The following is a 16,509-nucleotide window of genomic DNA, read 5'->3' on the forward strand; positions in this document are numbered from 1 at the left end:
TCCAGGATTTACCAGGAATATATGGTCAAATGCCAAATATGGAAGAGAAGATATTTTTTCTCCTCTACCTTCACCCAGGGCAGTGGATCCTTCCAGAAAGAAATTTATATCACTTCCCCAAAGAGCAGCAATCTCATGCATCTCCTTATTAGAAAGTTGCAAATTCCAGAGACTATTTAATGCGATTATTGTCGTGGCTGCATTGCTGCTGCCCCCTCCAAGTCCCGCAGAAATCGGAATTCTTTTTTCTAAATCTACAATAACACCTGATTTCACGTTATATTTTTCTTTTATAAAGACCGCTACCTTATATATCAGATTATCTTCTTCTTTAAGAAAATCTGTATCAGCCAAAATCTTAACACCACTATTTTTTGTCAAAACAAAATTCAATCTATCATAAACATCTATCAGAGAAAAGATTGTCTGAATTTCATGATATCCATCTTCCCTTTTTCTCAATATTTCAAAGAATAGATTGATTTTCGCATAGGATTTACACTTTATTACTTTTTCCATCACCCTTTCTGCCGTAATAGTATAAATAGTAATAATTGTATTCATAGCTGCTGTAATATCTGTGAGGTTTGATCCCATTGATCACTGCTGCATCAATATCCACATTGATATTATGCAGCATTTCCTTTGCTCGTCTGATCACTTCTTTATCTGCTCTTCCAACTCTTACAACAAGCAGCATTAAATCTACTTTTGAGGCAAGCACCATTGAATCAGTTACTGCTATTGCCGGTGGTGAATCTATCAGAATATAGTCATATTCTTTGCTTAATTCTTCTAATAAAATATTCATATTCTTAGAAGCCAGGAGTTCAGAAGGATTAGGTGGAATTATTCCACTGGTGATAATATCAAGATTATGAGTAAACCCTCTTTTTATATAAGATTTATATTCAAGCGGAGCCTCGGAGATAAAATCACTTATTCCATTCTCTTTTTCAAAATTAAATAGATTGTGGATCATGGGACGGCGTAAATCAAGATCAACCAAGATAACTTTATCACCCAATTGTCCCAAAGTGATTGCCAGATTAGAAATAATAGTAGATTTACCCTCTTTGGGTCCTGAACTAGTAACAATTAAAGAAAGAGCTTTCCCGGTAACTTTTTTTGACACAATATTAGTTCTCAATATTCTGAATGATTCTGAAGTAGAAGATTTGGGGGCATAATTAGAGATCAGTCTCCCTTCTATTTGATGCAGCAGGGTTTCCAGCTCTGGTTTTTCAGCGTCCGTGGCTTCAGCCAGTTCTGATTCAATTATATCCAGATCATTATCATGAACATAAATATGCGGAATTGTCCCAGCAATTGGTAATTTCACATTCCTACGCACATCTTCAAATGTTCTGATCTTAGGATCAAGCGAATTAAGGAGCAATGCCAGTCCTATGCCAATAGCTAATCCTATCAATGCTGAGGTCATCATTTTTTTCTTAGCATCGGGTTTAATGGGAAAGCTGGGAAGCTGAGCTTTTTCCAGAATTCTCACGTTACCAATTTTCGATCTCTCGGCAATTTTGGCATCTTCGTATTTGGAAACCAGCATTGAATAGGTTTCTTCATTTATTGAATTTGTCCGTTCCAGCCTTGCCAACTGGATTTCCGTATCCGGCAGCATTGACAGTTTACCGTTATATGTAATAATTGCTCGTTTAAGGCTTTCGATCTTGGCATTTAAAATATTATTTTCCATCCTGGTTGATGATATATCTGTGATCAGAGAAGACCTGAAGGCAAGTGGATCCTGAGTAGCTGATTCTTCTGATATAATATTCTCTATCTCTCGTGAAAGACGCACCTTTCCGTTATCAATCTTATTTTTCAGAGATACTAATTCTGGATGATCCTCAGAATATTCCTGTTTTGTTAATAATGAAACATAACGGGTCTGATTTTCAACTATTTCAGTACGTAATTGATTTAAAAGCGGTGATGTTAAAACCACATTTATATCCATCAGCAAAGTGTCTTGTCTTGATAATTGAGTATTCAAATATTGAAGATGAATTTCATTAACCTGCAAATCAATCTCAGTGGAACTCAGCATTGCTTCCAATGAAGCTGCCCTGCGAATCAGATTCTGAATTTCTGAAGAAAGCACAGAAATGCCATTTTCTATCTTGTAAATTCGTAAGTCCTCTTCTGAAATTCGCAATCTTCGTTCCGATTCTTCCAGTTGCTCAGACAGAAATTCCCTGGTATTGCGTAATTCCAGCCTGGCATAATTTGTGTTTTGCTCCATCAAAGCTTGCGCAGCAGCATCTGCCACTGCCTGGCATTCTCGTGGTGAAGTCGATTCATAACTGATAGTGAGTATATCTGTATTGGTTCGTGAACTTACCTGCACCCCATTTTTTAACCTTGAAACAGGATCTAAAGATCTGCTGAGTGGCAAAGTAGTAAAATCTTCTTCTTCTTTCAGAATGTCCAAAGCTAATCTCATTACAGGACGACTTTTCAATATTTCAATATTATTATTAAGTGAAGAATTGATCCGACTGGTTTCTAAACCTAAGATAAATCTGGCATTTGAAGTATCTTCCAATAGTATTTTTGAGCTGGATTGATAAATCCGTGGCATTTGTGAAACCTGATATTTCGTGAATGCGACCACAATCAGAAAACTGAAGATTATTATCCATTTATACCGCAGTAATATACTTATATAATCGGTGATTTTCAGATCTGATTCTTCAAAAAGACTGCTGATATTAGGGTTCACATTATTCTGAATTGGCTGGTTATTTTGCATATTATTTCCCTGCTAATTTGATTGAGAGATCAATGTATAAAAACTTATGAAAGTTATTATGGTTCCCAGGAATCCTGCAACCCGTTCCACTGCATAAAAAGCTGTTCCCGCTACAAATACTGTGTCTCCCGGCTGCATGATTGGAATCAATGTAATATCTCCGGTTTTCATATATTTCTGCATATTCACATAAATGATCTTTTCACCCTGTGCAGTAGGTCGGATAATTTTGATCTTGGAAAGCTTGGCATTATCTGTGGGACCCCCTGCAGAAGATAGCAATGTCAAAAGATCTGTATCATCAGGTATCTGATATAAACCCGGACTCCTTACCTGTCCCCAGATATAGGTATTTATCATCAGCTGCTCATCCCTTGAACCCGGATATTGATACACCGAACCGGGATTAAAGGTACTCATTGAGCTTTCCTGAGCCAGCAAACTGACAGCTCCTGCCAACAATATTATAATCACTATTTTTTTCATTTATTTATCCTCAATATATATCTTTATAATTTTATCCATTCAGTCAAGTTTTCTCTTTATTCCTTTGTCAAGCTTATAGTAAATAATCTTTCCATAGATTCCGATCCACTGTAAATTTCTTTCTGCTTTCCATCTATATATAATTCATCAATCCATTCTATGATACCATCTACACGCCAGAGATAATTGCCGGGTTCCAGCACAAGTCCTGATAATTCGCCGAAATCTATTACAGGCTCTTCATTTGCAAGTAGATTATAAAACCAGATAAGGTGATAATTTTCATCAAAAACCAGCAGTCTGTTTTTTACGAGTGAGGAGGTAGTATTCTGGTCCCATTCAAAGATCAGACTATCTGAGGGAGCAAATTCAGCCTGATCTGACGGAGTTCGCAGAACCGGTTTAGCGATTAGGTGATAACCCACTGTATCTGAAAGGGCTGTGGCTCCATCAACATTTGTAGTTTTCAAGAAATATAACCAGGTATTATCAACTGCATCTTCTACATTATCAAAAGTATCAATATAATAATCTTTTGTGAAATTATTAAATGGTATAAATGTTACAGAGGAAATATAATCTTCCACATTATTTTGATAATCCATATAAGAAAACCTGAACAGCTCTAATGACACTGTCTTGGAATCACTGATATGATGCCATGGCATCAGGATCCAATCACCTTCAAAATAAGCGTCAATCCCATTATTTTCCAGCTCATAAAATGTACTGTCACTCCCGTAATAGCAATTGAGTGTATCTGTTATTATACCATGACTATTCTTGAGTATATCACCAGTATCTCCTGTATGCTCCACCAGATCGGCTACAAATGCCTCGTCATCTTTTGTTTCCGGGTCAGTAGTACCGGCGCAACTTAAAATTACCAGCAAAAGGGTCGTTATTAGATAGATTATTAATTTTTTCATCTTAAAAACTAAACCTCATTCCTATCCGGTTTGTATTGCCAAGAGTATTGGTTACAAAGGCATAATCAAGAATGAATTCATAAATATTCACACTCAATCCTGCAGTATATTCTTCAAAATAATATCCCATCCGGGCACTCAGTAGTCTCTTATATTGAATTTCCATACCATAATAATGAGTTTTTTCATACACATAATCAGTATCCATGGCAAGTATCAAGTTCAAATGTTGTTTTGGTAAGGGCTGCTCCAACGATATTCCCAGTTTGGTATTAAATAAAACTTCATCCTGATTCTGGGATTCTGTATCCCAGGTAATTGTAGTTCCGCCAACATTCTGCATATTTATACCAAAACTGAAATCTCCCAGCCAGTCAATATCCACTAGTCCTGCCAATGGGGATCTCAGCAACAGTCCTACATCAAATCCGGTTCCATTTCCTAAATTATTTAATATCTCTCTTTTTATATACTTAATATTTCCACCAAAATATACATCTAAGGGAACCTCAAAAAATGCCCAGCCAAAATCCAGTTTTGTTCGCAGATGTTTTGAAAAACAGAACTGAAATAGATCATCATAACTGGTAAATGAACTATCTGGTACTCCCGGCAGATTCCAGTCCAATCGTGAGCTGCGCTCTGCCACGTTAGGATGTTCAATCAGATAATCCTCTAAAAATACCGGGATATCAGGGATGGTCAATCGCGTCCAGTTCAAGCCGATTGTCACTTCATTCGGTAGTGGTTGGCAAATGGAAACATTATCATAATATGCCAGATTTTCATACAAAAATGCATGCATGACTTCAACTTCAGTTTTCCTGATCTGGGAAATTCCCGCTGGATTCCAAAATATCGCTGAAGCATCATCAGCTATGGAAGATACTGCTCCACCCATTCCTAATGAACGAACCCCAGCTCCAATATACATAAAATCACCAGTATATTTTCCTGCCATACATAATTGAGGTATCAGAATCAAAGAAATGACTATCAATAATGTCAACTGTACTTTTTTTTCACTTCTCATTTTTCACTTCTCACTTTAATATCGCCATCTTCTGGATTTTTTCTATTTTGCTACTGCCTTTACGGGCAATCACCTTATAAAAATAAATTCCGTTTGCCAGGTAATCACCCATCTCATCCCGGCAATCCCAGCCAATATTACTTTGAGGATATTCATGATATCCTATTGAGGCAGGAAGATCGGAAAAAGTCTTCACCAGTCTTCCGCTAACGGTATAAACCTTGATCGTAACCTTATCCGCATCATCCGTTAGGACGTAAGTGAATCTGGTTCTTCCGGTATTGATCGGATCAATTGTCATGGATTTTACTGGATTTGGATAATTCGCCACCTTTATTAAATCAAAATCTGCTTTAACTTCAAAGGAAAGCTCGCGCTCAAACACATTACCATTAAAATCCCGGCAGGACATCTGTAAATAATGGATACCTTCCGGCATTGACTGCATTTGATATTTCACAGGCACACTTGATAATCTCCCGCAAGCTGCATTAATGCTGTAATTCTCTGATTCTACATTTTCACCGTCTATGATAAATGATAATTCGTTTTCGATGATATCCACTCCATTTTGATCTCCCAGCAGAAATGAGATTAATCCATTCTCTGACACGTAACCACCGTAAGTAAATTCCTGACCTTCCACGTTGACATCAATCGAAGGTGCTGTTTGATCCTGATTATCAAAAACACTGTAAACCCCAATTTTATCGCTCAAATAACTGACAGTTTCTTCCCCGCTATTAGCTCCCATAGTTTGAAATACCCACTTTTGGAAGTCTGCATTCCATTTGTAAACAGAATAGCGTGATACGTCTCGTGATTTACTCTCTCTCCTATCAGCAGCTCCATAAGAAAAGCTCAATTCCACTCTTCCATTCCCAGGATATTCTACCAGACTGTCTACAAGAACTCCACTATCCAGACAGTTTAAACTATAAGCTGGAGATGATTCACCATTTTGCAACATGATTCCTGCTAAATCCGGTTGATTGATAGCACTTAATCCTGTTTCCTTGACCAGTGAAAATATTGCTGATTCATTTAATAACCCTGCTGGAAAATTGCAGCTTAAATTACCATCTAATGACAAAACAGTTACTGCTTCCACTCCCGCTTCAAAAAGCTGGATCTCATAAACTGCAGTATTTAATTGTGCTGAACCCGAGAATTCTTCTTCTTCATTTACTTTTACTGTAAATGAATAATTTCCATTTAGTAAAGGCAGATTCAAATATTCCCAGCGCTGTTCTCCTACATCCAGAGAATCTATTCTGATAGAATCTAAAAGCGTCATTTCTCCAGCCAGGTACAACTTTAAACTACATTCTCCGCTTGCCTTATTGCCGTTATTAAATAACGATAATCTGGCTTTTGCCTGGTTATTCTGGGCTGTTATACCAAAATCAGAAAGCTTAAATTTCACTCCACGTATCCTGATAAAATTCTCATTTGGCAATTGACTGCTGTAACTGATATTCTGCAGACTATCCGTGATCACAAAATCAAACCTGATACAGTAATTATAAGGCAGGTTCTGAATTGGGCTTTCCAGATGATATAAACCCGTTTCATCATCACGCACCATTTCACTATAATAATGACTTGTATATGATCCTGCTTCATTAAAGGGATTGATGTTTGTGGCATATATCTTTATATGACAGGCAACACTGTCTACTCCATCATCATCATAAAAGTTTGCTGTTATATCTATCTCGTCATCAGGATCTGGCTCTTCTGGCTCCCAGCTAATATTATATGCTCCCGGTAAACCTATTGAAAAGTTTGCTTTACCCACTATTTCGCGTTCCTGAGAAAATCCACTGAATTTTACGTTTCGGTTATATGTTTCTCCCGGCAGAATATCACTCCCCGGAATTGTAGCAATTCGCACCACTTCTCCATCCACTGCATCATAACTGAAGGGATAAAATTCATTTGCACTTACTTGCGAATCATTCTCATCATAGATATAGAATTTACCCCGTTCTATATCAGCCCCTACCTGCGCTGTTAAGATCAGAGAATCTCCCTTAGCATAATTAAATTTATTCAATTCTATCTCTGTTCCCAGTTCTGGAAGATTGATTTTCACAAAAGGATCACCAAGTAATGCACTTCCCTCTAATAGTGAATATGCTACAACTCCCGTTCCGGCTTCAGCATAAAACACTGTTTTTGTGTAATCTATTATATCTCCCAAAGTTTCCAGAGACGGATTTGTGATAGCTGCCAGCAATGCCTGAGAATATATTTCATCCTGATACAAAAAACCAAAGCCGGTAAAACCTATCTGGCCTATTGCTCCCTGAGAATCAAGGGTAAGAGCTTCACCGATGCAGGATATACCTGCTCCATCAAAAAATGCTGAGCCATAACAGCTCATGCTGCTGCCTATAAAGAGATTATCATTATTTAGATTATTTACATCATAAATATCAAACAGATCATAATCATCCCACTGATTTGAAGCTCCATGACCCATGAATTGCACATACAAAGTTCCATCATTTATTGAGTTTATCAAAGTGGTGGTATTCCCTGAATACTGCTGAGGCATGTCAGTAACATTACAATAGACTCGGGCTATCCTGTATTCCGGCGGAATGGAATTATTGCGTATACGCTCACTCTGCATAGAGAATATATTACCCTCTGATGCTTTCCCGCCTGTGGCAAGAGTTATCGAGCTGTGCCAGTTGTCGTCATGATTCTGCTGGGTCATAAAACTCTCAGTTTTATTTATTACTGTAGCTATTTGGCCTGCCTGTGTAACATTCAATCTTGATATGCTTATATCTGATACCGGGTCATTGCCAGCCACACAGCCATACCAGTTATCGCTGGCTGTTGCTCCACGTGCATAAAGCCAAACAACTTTTGTGGGAATTTTATTTGCCCATCTATAGGGATTATTATCCCGTTCATCAAGCAACCCTTCACCCAGTAAAAGACAATGAGTTGGACGTGGTGACCAGTTATTATAGGTATATTCCAGAAAGTCCTTTATGGATTCTGCTGATCGTATTCCGCTATTGAATTCATCAAATATATCCTGTAATAACACTATCTCTACATTAAGTCCCGGCTCCTGCTCTTCCCAGAATTCTTCAAATCCCGCTGCTGCCTCAGCAAATTCCTCTACTGTGATTATCACATATTCAGAACCGTTTGCTGCTGTTTTCCAGTTGGATGGATAATCTGGATAGATACCCTTCAAACTATGCTTTTGGGACTCCGTTACCGCATAATATTCCGTCTCATTTGTAAGCACACTATCCTGAAAACTTATCCGATAAGGTGCTGTCCCTTCTTCACTTAAGGAAATCACAGTTAAATTTTCTATTACGCTGGAACCTAATTTATAGATCGATACTTCATCTGTGCTAAACCCATCAAGATCAAATTGGAATAATCCAAATGGCTGAGGCGTACCTATAGGTTTTTTATAGGGCTTATGAAATTTTATCCAGTCTTCGTCAGTCTTATATTCTCGCCAGTAAGTGAGATCAAGATAATCAAATAGAACCTTCTCGTAAATATTATTCAGATTGGGTAAACTGATAGATACCACGTTTTCTCCATGAACCAGATCATTATTCAAAATTGGTGAAGGATTGCCACTCACATCAAGATTCTCAAACATTTGCTCATGCTGACCTATCCATTCCCAGTCATTACCAATATCATCTATCAGGGTTGAATTTATCCGCACTATGGCACGATGTTTATTCTGTTCAGTAAAAGAAGTTGGATGCTCTCCATCATAAGTTAATCCAAACAGGCATACGCTTGCAGATGCCTTGCGAATATTTGATGCATGGGGATATTGCAGTTCAAATGGATATACCCACATATCCGGTGCAGAAAGTTCTCCCCACCAAAAGATATCCTCCCGGAAATAGTACATATTACCTTGATACTGAGATTGAGCTCCCAAGGGCACCAATTTATTCTGCTCTTCAATATGCAGCGTCTGCTCAAAGGATTCCGGCAGAGTATAATTACTGCTGTTAGATTCCACCAGACCACCATTTTCAACCATCATTCTACTGCCAAGGTGGTCTGCAAGACTCAAATAATATACATTTTCCGAGGTATAATCATCATACCAGGTAGTCTCTCCATGATGAATATCCCCATGAAATTCAAAATAATCCCCGGGATCAAAAGAACCGTCAGATTCCCCGATAAAATTGAGCGGTACAGTTCCATTTTCATCCCGTAATTCCAGGTAACGTGGATTAATATTCCCCCAACTGAAACCTGCATCATATTCAAGCTCCGCTAATTGTGTTGTCAGATATTCATAAGTTACTTTGTAGATGCCTTCCTGATCAACCACCAGCCTGTAAGTATCCACCACACCGCTGTTTCGCAAAGGAAAACTCTCATCCGGCACTCTTGCCATTCGCCAGTTATGGCTTATTTCATCATTCAAAATGAAGTCTGAACCCACTTTGTCTAAAATACTGCCAGCTGCTTCTCCCCGAAATTCTTCCTTGGTTCCTGATATTAATATTCTGATCACTATTTCATCATAAATATTTAATTTATCTATTCCTGGCTGATACTGAAAGGGATATACCTGAAAGCTATAAAATCTCCGGTCTCCTGCCATGGCAGTATAACCCTTTGCTGCTATTGAACCAGGATAATTTGCTGTTTGAGAATAGATATTTTCATTAATTGCATATTCATAAGCAAGCTCATCACCATCCAGATAGTCCCTAAGGGCAGGAACTATTTTCACCTGATTGCGGATCTCTGGACTGCTGCCCAGCACCACAATCTGGATATCACCATCTACTGGTATTCCCACACTGCCCGTAAAATAGGGCAATTCCGGCTTTCCTGCTTCTCCTGAAATACTGCTGCTTTCACACTTGATGTAATCCCATTCCTGATTTCCTCGCTCTATCTCTCCCAGTTCCCAATCTGGCAATGTAAAGCGTATTGTTAATTCATTTGCATTTGAATCCATTACTTCAAATACATCTGCCTGTAAATGCCACCCCAGTAATGCTGACAACACAAGAAGTAGAATTTTAGTTTTCATAAATCTATACTTCTTGCCCTACCAATACCTGATATAGCATTTTGAAGAGTTCAAGGCTGCTTTTCATGCGTATCTCCTGCCGGTTCCCTTTTAATTGAAATCGTTTTGTGTAATTGCGATCTATATTTCTTACCGATATATGAACTGTTCCCACTGGCTTGCCCGGTTCTCCACCTTCTGGTCCAGCAATGCCGGTTATTGCCCCGGAAACATCACTGCCCAGGCTTTTCATCACGCCTATGCTCATCGCCACTGCTGTAGCATCACTTACTGCTCCATCTTTTTCCAATGTCTTTTCTGATACTCCTAGAAGACTGATCTTCACAGCATTGGAATAACTGATTATCCCACCGAGAAAATATGCCGAAGAACCACTTTGACTGGTAATATATTGACCAGCCATCCCACCGGTACAGGATTCTGCCAGACTCAATGTAAGTCCATTACGAATAAATTGCCCATGCAATCTTATCACTTCTGTTTCCAGTTGATCTCGTAGATTCTTTTCCTTTTTAAGCGGTTTCTGCTGCCAGTTCTGCGGTTTGCCATGCTGCACTTTTTCTTCCCGCACTTCACGTGGTTTAAATTCCGGCTTATTTTCACCCTGCCGTGGATATGCAGCATTCCCTTCACGCTGATCTCTGAATTCGGGCTTTACACTACTGCCTGGAGGTGGACTTTTCCCAGCTATCACTTTGATATGGATATCTTTATATTTCACCTCATCTCCGGGGAATATCCGCGTACGCTGCTTAAATACTGTCTGATCATTAACTTTGACTTCACCATCATTGGTTACTCGGCGAACATGAGCATATTCCTCAAATAATCCCGCTGCTTTCAATAACTGGTATAAAAATATATCTTCTGTATTATCCAGATAAAATTTCACTAAAACTCCTTCTCGCAATTCATCTTATAACTGCCGATCTCCCGTTTTACATTCCTCGACTCACGTCTCACGATTCACGACTCACGACTTAATACGCCTTCGCAAATATCACTCTCTTGTCACTTTCATTACCACAACAGATGCATTCACCCTTTTCTTCTTTTGCGTCAAGGGGGATATTACGGATAGTTACTTTCAGGTCTTCTTTGATCTTTTCTTCACATTCAGCACTTCCACACCAGTGTGAGTGCACAAATCCGCCATGTATTTCAGGATTCTCCTCATTCTCTGGTGTAAAGAAAGCATAGAATTTCTCTTTATCATCAATGACATGAGTATGCTGCTGCCGAAAATCAAGAGCCTTTTGATAGATATTTTGCTGGATGTCATCCAGAAGACTGGTTATATTCTTCACAAATTCATCTACCGTAATTCCTTTCTTCTCATTAGGTTCCAGATCCCTGCGCCCCATGAATACGGAGTTATTTTCTATATCCCTTGGGCCAATCTCTAATCGTATTGGCACACCTTTCTTGATCCATTGCCACAGCTTCTCACCTCCAGCAATATCACGCTTATCAACTTCTACCACAAGCCGTTTATCATAATACCAGATAGATTTTAGTTCTGCTGCCAGTTTATTAACAAATTCCATCACGGTCTCGCGCTGCTCTTCCTTACGAATTATAGGCAAGATCACTATCTGGGCAGGTGCTACACGAGGTGGTAATACCAGTCCATTATCATCACTGTGTGCCATGATCAATGCCCCGATCATCCGCGTTGATACTCCCCAGGATGTTGTCCAGGCTATTTCCTCCACCCCTTCAGAGTTTTGAAACTTGATATTTGAGGATTTGGCAAAATTTTGTCCCAGAAAATGTGATGTTCCCGCCTGAAGTGCCTTTCTATCCTGCATCATCGCTTCTATTGAATATGTGCTAACTGCACCCGGAAATTTCTCACTCTCTGATTTCTGACCCTTGATAACAGGTAATGCCAGACACTTCTCGGCAAATTCTGCATATACATCCAGCATCTTATAGGTCTCTTCCATCGCTTCTGCCTCAGTGGCATGAACAGTATGACCTTCCTGCCACAAAAATTCCGTTGTCCGCAAGAACATCCGTGTCCGCAATTCCCAGCGTACCACATTTGCCCACTGATTGATCAGTAAGGGCAAATCACGATAAGAATTCACCCACTTGCTGAATGATGCTCCGATTATCGTCTCACTGGTAGGACGCACCACCAGTTCTTCAGTTAACTTTCCACCAGGCTTCAACCCACCCTTGCCGTCATCTTCCAGACGAGTATGAGTAACTACTGCGCATTCCTTGGCAAAGCCTTCCACGTGTTCTGCTTCTTTCTCAAAATATGATTTGGGTATGAATAATGGGAAATAAGCATTTACATGACCAGTTTCCTTGAACATTGCATCCAGATTCCTCTGGATATTTTCCCAGATTGTATAACCCCACGGTTTGATCACCATGCACCCGCGTACTTCACTATTTTCTGCCAGTTCTCCCGCTCTCACTACCTGCTGATACCATTGAGGATAATCATCCGCTCGGCATGGCTCTATGGCCGTTCTCATTTTTTTTCCCATCATTTTCTCCTAATCTGTTATCAATAAACCTTTTCCTTATGTACCATTACAAAAAACCTATCTCACACTCTTATGTCAATTAAAATACACTACAACGGATACCAATCCATCAAAGATCATTCAATTTTACCCCATCCAAAACCTTTCGAATGGTGCCTGCACCTTCGAAATGGTTGAATGTAAAATAAAATTTCTTCTGAATTCATGCCATAGTATCATAATATTTTTTGTAAAAACTGTAAACTCAGTGAACCCTGTAAACATAGAGGACACAGATTCGAATAAATTACTCCCTTTTAAACAACCTTACAGCGTTTACTATGTTCACCGAGTTTACATAATTCACAAAATGCTCACAAGTAGATTTCACCAAAAATCCAAATATTATTTCACTTCTGGTTATTACATACATTTTACCAGTATTTTCCTGTTTTTCGGCTTCAGAACCCCAAAGCAGACATAATATTATGTAAACTTATACCCAATCACCACAAATCACCTGATATTCGTAATCACAGACCTTTTTCAACCCCCAAGTGGATAGTAAGCGGAACAACAAAGCACGTAGTGACATTTTTTTGTTAGATTGTGCTTTGTTGTTACATCTGTTTGACACCTGGGAGACTGAAATTGATCTCGAGAAGATAGAAATGTTGTTCTAAATCTAGGGGTATATTTCACGTAAATGGATAAAGTGATCAACTGGAATATAAATTGGAATAAATCATGCTCTACAGAAAATAAAAGAAATTTGCATCGGAGGTTAGATGTTTGATCTGGATCTAAAGAAATACCAGTCACAATTCAGTGATTATGGTGAACTGCGTCTGCAGAAGAATAGTGATTCATATATTATCATCAATAAAAGCGACGTGGTGTGGAATACTAATAAATCAAGTTCCGGTTTGTCAGTTCGAACCGGTCGTGGCGGTATCTGGGGATTTTCTTCCAGTGGTGAGATAAATGACAGCGGAATAAAGCAATGCTTTAAAGAAGCACAGAATAAACTGGATTGGCTGGCGGGCAAACAGCAGCGCACATTACCAGCAATAAATGCTTCAGCCGGCTATGGAGAATATCTTTATCGACCTCACAATAAACCTTTAAAAGCAAATGAGAAGATAAGTTTCTTGCTGGAAATGGATAATTATCTCCTCAAAAAATATCCTGATCTAAGTAATAGAAGGTTTTCTCTTATCAGCAGTGATGTGGAAAAGAAATATATAAATTCCGCAGGAGGATATTATCACCTGAACAGACCTTTAACCCATCTGGTTTTGAGTCTGGTAATGAATCATGACGGCGATCCGATCTCAGTTTATAACTCTTTCAGTGAATTTGGTCATCTTCAGGATAATATCAAGCCGGTGGAAAGTTATTATGCTGAGCTGGATGAGCTTTATGAGCATCTGCGCAAGAAATGCGAGGGTGTATATGCTAAGCCCGGAGTTCATGATGTGGTGCTGGATGCCGATCTGGCGGGGATATTATCTCATGAAGCCATAGGGCACACTACTGAGGCGGATTTTGTGCTGAAAGGTTCGATTGCCGGTGACCTGCTGGGAAAGAAAGTAGCATCAGAGAAGGTTACTTTAGTTGATGTGGCTCACACTTATAAATATGAACTTTGCCCTGTACCCGTATTTGTAGATGACGAGGGCACGATCGCAGAAGATGCTGTGATCATCAGAGACGGAGTGCTGGAAAAATTCATGCACAGTCGTGATACTGCCCAAAGACTAAATATGCAGCCTCTAGGCAATGCCAGGGCTTATGGATATTATGATGAACCGCTGGTGCGTATGAGAAATACCATGATCCTGCCTGGTAACTCAAAGCTGGAGGATATGATAGCTGATGTGAAGGATGGTTATTATCTGATCAGGTCTTCAAATGGACAGGCAGATACAACTTCAGAATTCATGTTCGGTGTAGTATTGGGTTATGAGATCAAAAATGGTAAACTGGAAAAAGCGATCAGAGATATGACGATCAGCGGAGTGGCATTTGATGTGCTGAAATCCGTAAAAGCAATATCCGAAGAATACAAATTTGGGGTTGGCACCTGCGGCAAGAAACAAGGTATTGCAGTAGGAATGGGTGGTCCTGCCATCCGCTGCAGAGTGAATATTGGAGGTCAGCAATGAAAAACGATCACATAATGCAGGAAATAATCAATAAATTACTGGAAAGGGGAGCAGATAAAGTAACCCTCATTCTTATTGAAACACGGATGGAAGAATTGCAGTTTGAATATAATGAGATCGACCTGCTGCGGGGATATGATGAAAACAGCTTGAGTATAAAAGTGATCAAGGATAATAAACTGGCAAGCACCAGTCTTAACCAGATGGATGAAGCTGCTCTGGAAGCAGCTATGGATCAGGTACTGGCAGATGCGGAAAATTCCCAGCCGGATGAGGCTCATGACATCTCACCCTTTCAGGAAGCTGGCAGCAATATAATAGGAGAGTTGGAGCCTGACCGCGATAGAATGTATTTCCTTATAAATGAATTTCTGGAAGAACGGCAGGTAAATTACCCTACTTTAATGGCGGAAGGCACTTTGGTACATTATCTCAGCCAGGAAAGATATCTTAATTCCAATGGCGTTGATTTTCGGGAAACTCAAGGTGGATATATATATACTCTGATGTTTTCCTCCCGGTTAGGTGATAAGGTGAGTTCCTTTAATTATACTTATAATATCTCACGTGATCTTAAGAAGTCATTTCTGGAAGTGGGAATGACCCGTGACCTGATCGAGCAGTCAATAGCTTCCATGGAATGCAGGCATATACCGGACACCTTCAAAGGCGATGTGATCCTGGTGCCGGGACTGGTGAAGGAATTCTGGGATTCTCTGATCTTGAACCAGATTTCAGATAGTCCTTTGATCAATGACAGTAGTGTATTGAAAGGCAAAATCGGCGAAAAAGTGCTGCACGAAAGCATTAATCTTTGCAGTGATCCCACTTCAGAAGATCTGGCAAACAGCTATTTCTCTACTAAAGACGGATTCCGGGCTGAAAAGGTGGAAATCATCGGCTCTGGAATGTTGCAGAATTATCTGCTCTCATATTATGGCTCGCGAAAAACCGGACTGCCTATGAGTAAAGCACGCGGTTGCCTGATAATGTCACCCGGAAAAGATAAACTGGCAGATATGATCAAAAACGTCAAGAAAGGTCTGCTGGTAGTCCGTTTTTCCGGGGGAGGAGTAAGCCTCAATTGTGATTTCTCCGGAGTAGCTAAAAACAGCTATTATATAGAAAATGGCGAGATCATGTATCCTGTGAATGAAACCATGATCTCAGGCAATCTCTTGCAGCTCTTTAATAATATAGAAGGCATCAGCGATCAGATACTAAATAATGGCGATTCCAAAATGCCCTGGCTGCACTGTTCAGGGGTGACAATCTCTAAGTAGAAGAATAGAATAAATAGAACGCTGATTGGGCGGATTACGCTGATTTGCACAGATTAAAATAGTTAAGTCAGGAGTTTTGAACCGTACTCGGGGCAAGACTTCTGGACAACCGTTTATATCCCGAAATTGACCATAATAAAACCTTGCGGATGGTGTTCACACCTCCGCAATGTACTATATCTCCAGTCAAATCATTTTTTCTTTTTTATTCCCCCTCCTCCACTGGTTTGATAGCTGCTATCAAACCAGTGGAGGAGGGGGAATAAAATAAATATCATAGATTACTGCCTTA

The 16,509-nt window shown here is 39.5% G+C and carries 10 protein-coding genes; 2 read left to right on the forward strand and 8 right to left on the reverse strand.

Annotated elements, in window-relative coordinates:
- The 8 genes from ispE to proS form a co-directional block, all read right to left on the reverse strand.
- The coding region (ispE, locus tag RAO94_07865) for a 4-(cytidine 5'-diphospho)-2-C-methyl-D-erythritol kinase (protein ID MDP8322251.1) at positions 1-519 on the reverse strand (519 nt) is incomplete at its 3' end.
- Positions 497-2,773 carry a polysaccharide biosynthesis tyrosine autokinase gene (locus RAO94_07870; protein ID MDP8322252.1) on the reverse strand — a complete coding sequence of 759 codons (2,277 nt, stop codon included), beginning with the start codon at positions 2,771-2,773 and terminating at the stop codon, positions 497-499. The genes ispE and RAO94_07870, both read right to left, overlap by 23 nt.
- 12 nt (positions 2,774-2,785) lie before the next feature.
- The gene (locus RAO94_07875; GenBank protein ID MDP8322253.1) at positions 2,786-3,259 is read right to left on the reverse strand and encodes an SLBB domain-containing protein; all 474 of its coding nucleotides are present in this window, start codon (positions 3,257-3,259) and stop codon (positions 2,786-2,788) included.
- Between the two features lie 56 nt (positions 3,260-3,315).
- Entirely contained in the window at positions 3,316-4,188 is an 873-nt protein-coding gene (locus RAO94_07880) for a hypothetical protein (GenBank protein ID MDP8322254.1), read from the reverse strand.
- Position 4,189: 1 nt separating this feature from the next.
- Positions 4,190-5,221 (reverse strand): hypothetical protein, encoded by a 1,032-nt coding sequence (locus RAO94_07885; protein MDP8322255.1) that lies wholly within the window; start codon positions 5,219-5,221, stop codon positions 4,190-4,192.
- A gap of 10 nt (positions 5,222-5,231) precedes the next feature.
- On the reverse strand, positions 5,232-10,283 hold the full coding sequence (locus RAO94_07890) for a C25 family cysteine peptidase (protein MDP8322256.1): 5,052 nt from the start codon (positions 10,281-10,283) through the stop codon (positions 5,232-5,234).
- A 4-nt stretch (positions 10,284-10,287) separates the two neighbouring features.
- A complete protein-coding gene (locus RAO94_07895) occupies positions 10,288-11,175 on the reverse strand; it encodes a nicotinamide-nucleotide amidohydrolase family protein (GenBank protein MDP8322257.1) in 888 nt (295 codons plus the stop codon).
- Positions 11,176-11,263: 88 nt separating this feature from the next.
- Positions 11,264-12,775 (reverse strand): proline--tRNA ligase, encoded by a 1,512-nt coding sequence (proS, locus tag RAO94_07900; GenBank protein MDP8322258.1) that lies wholly within the window; start codon positions 12,773-12,775, stop codon positions 11,264-11,266.
- Between the two features lie 779 nt (positions 12,776-13,554).
- Between proS and RAO94_07905 the strand changes: the two genes are divergently transcribed.
- Both RAO94_07905 and RAO94_07910 read left to right on the forward strand, forming a co-directional pair.
- Positions 13,555-14,934: a TldD/PmbA family protein gene (locus RAO94_07905; protein MDP8322259.1), complete on the forward strand. Its 1,380-nt coding sequence runs from the start codon at positions 13,555-13,557 to the stop codon at positions 14,932-14,934.
- Positions 14,931-16,217: a TldD/PmbA family protein gene (locus tag RAO94_07910; GenBank protein MDP8322260.1), complete on the forward strand. Its 1,287-nt coding sequence runs from the start codon at positions 14,931-14,933 to the stop codon at positions 16,215-16,217. The genes RAO94_07905 and RAO94_07910 overlap by 4 nt, the downstream gene beginning before the upstream one ends.
- Positions 16,218-16,509 lie beyond the last annotated feature (292 nt).

Origin of the sequence: Candidatus Stygibacter australis, assembly GCA_030765845.1 — a bacterium.
Lineage (GTDB): Bacteria > Cloacimonadota > Cloacimonadia > Cloacimonadales > TCS61 > Stygibacter > Stygibacter australis.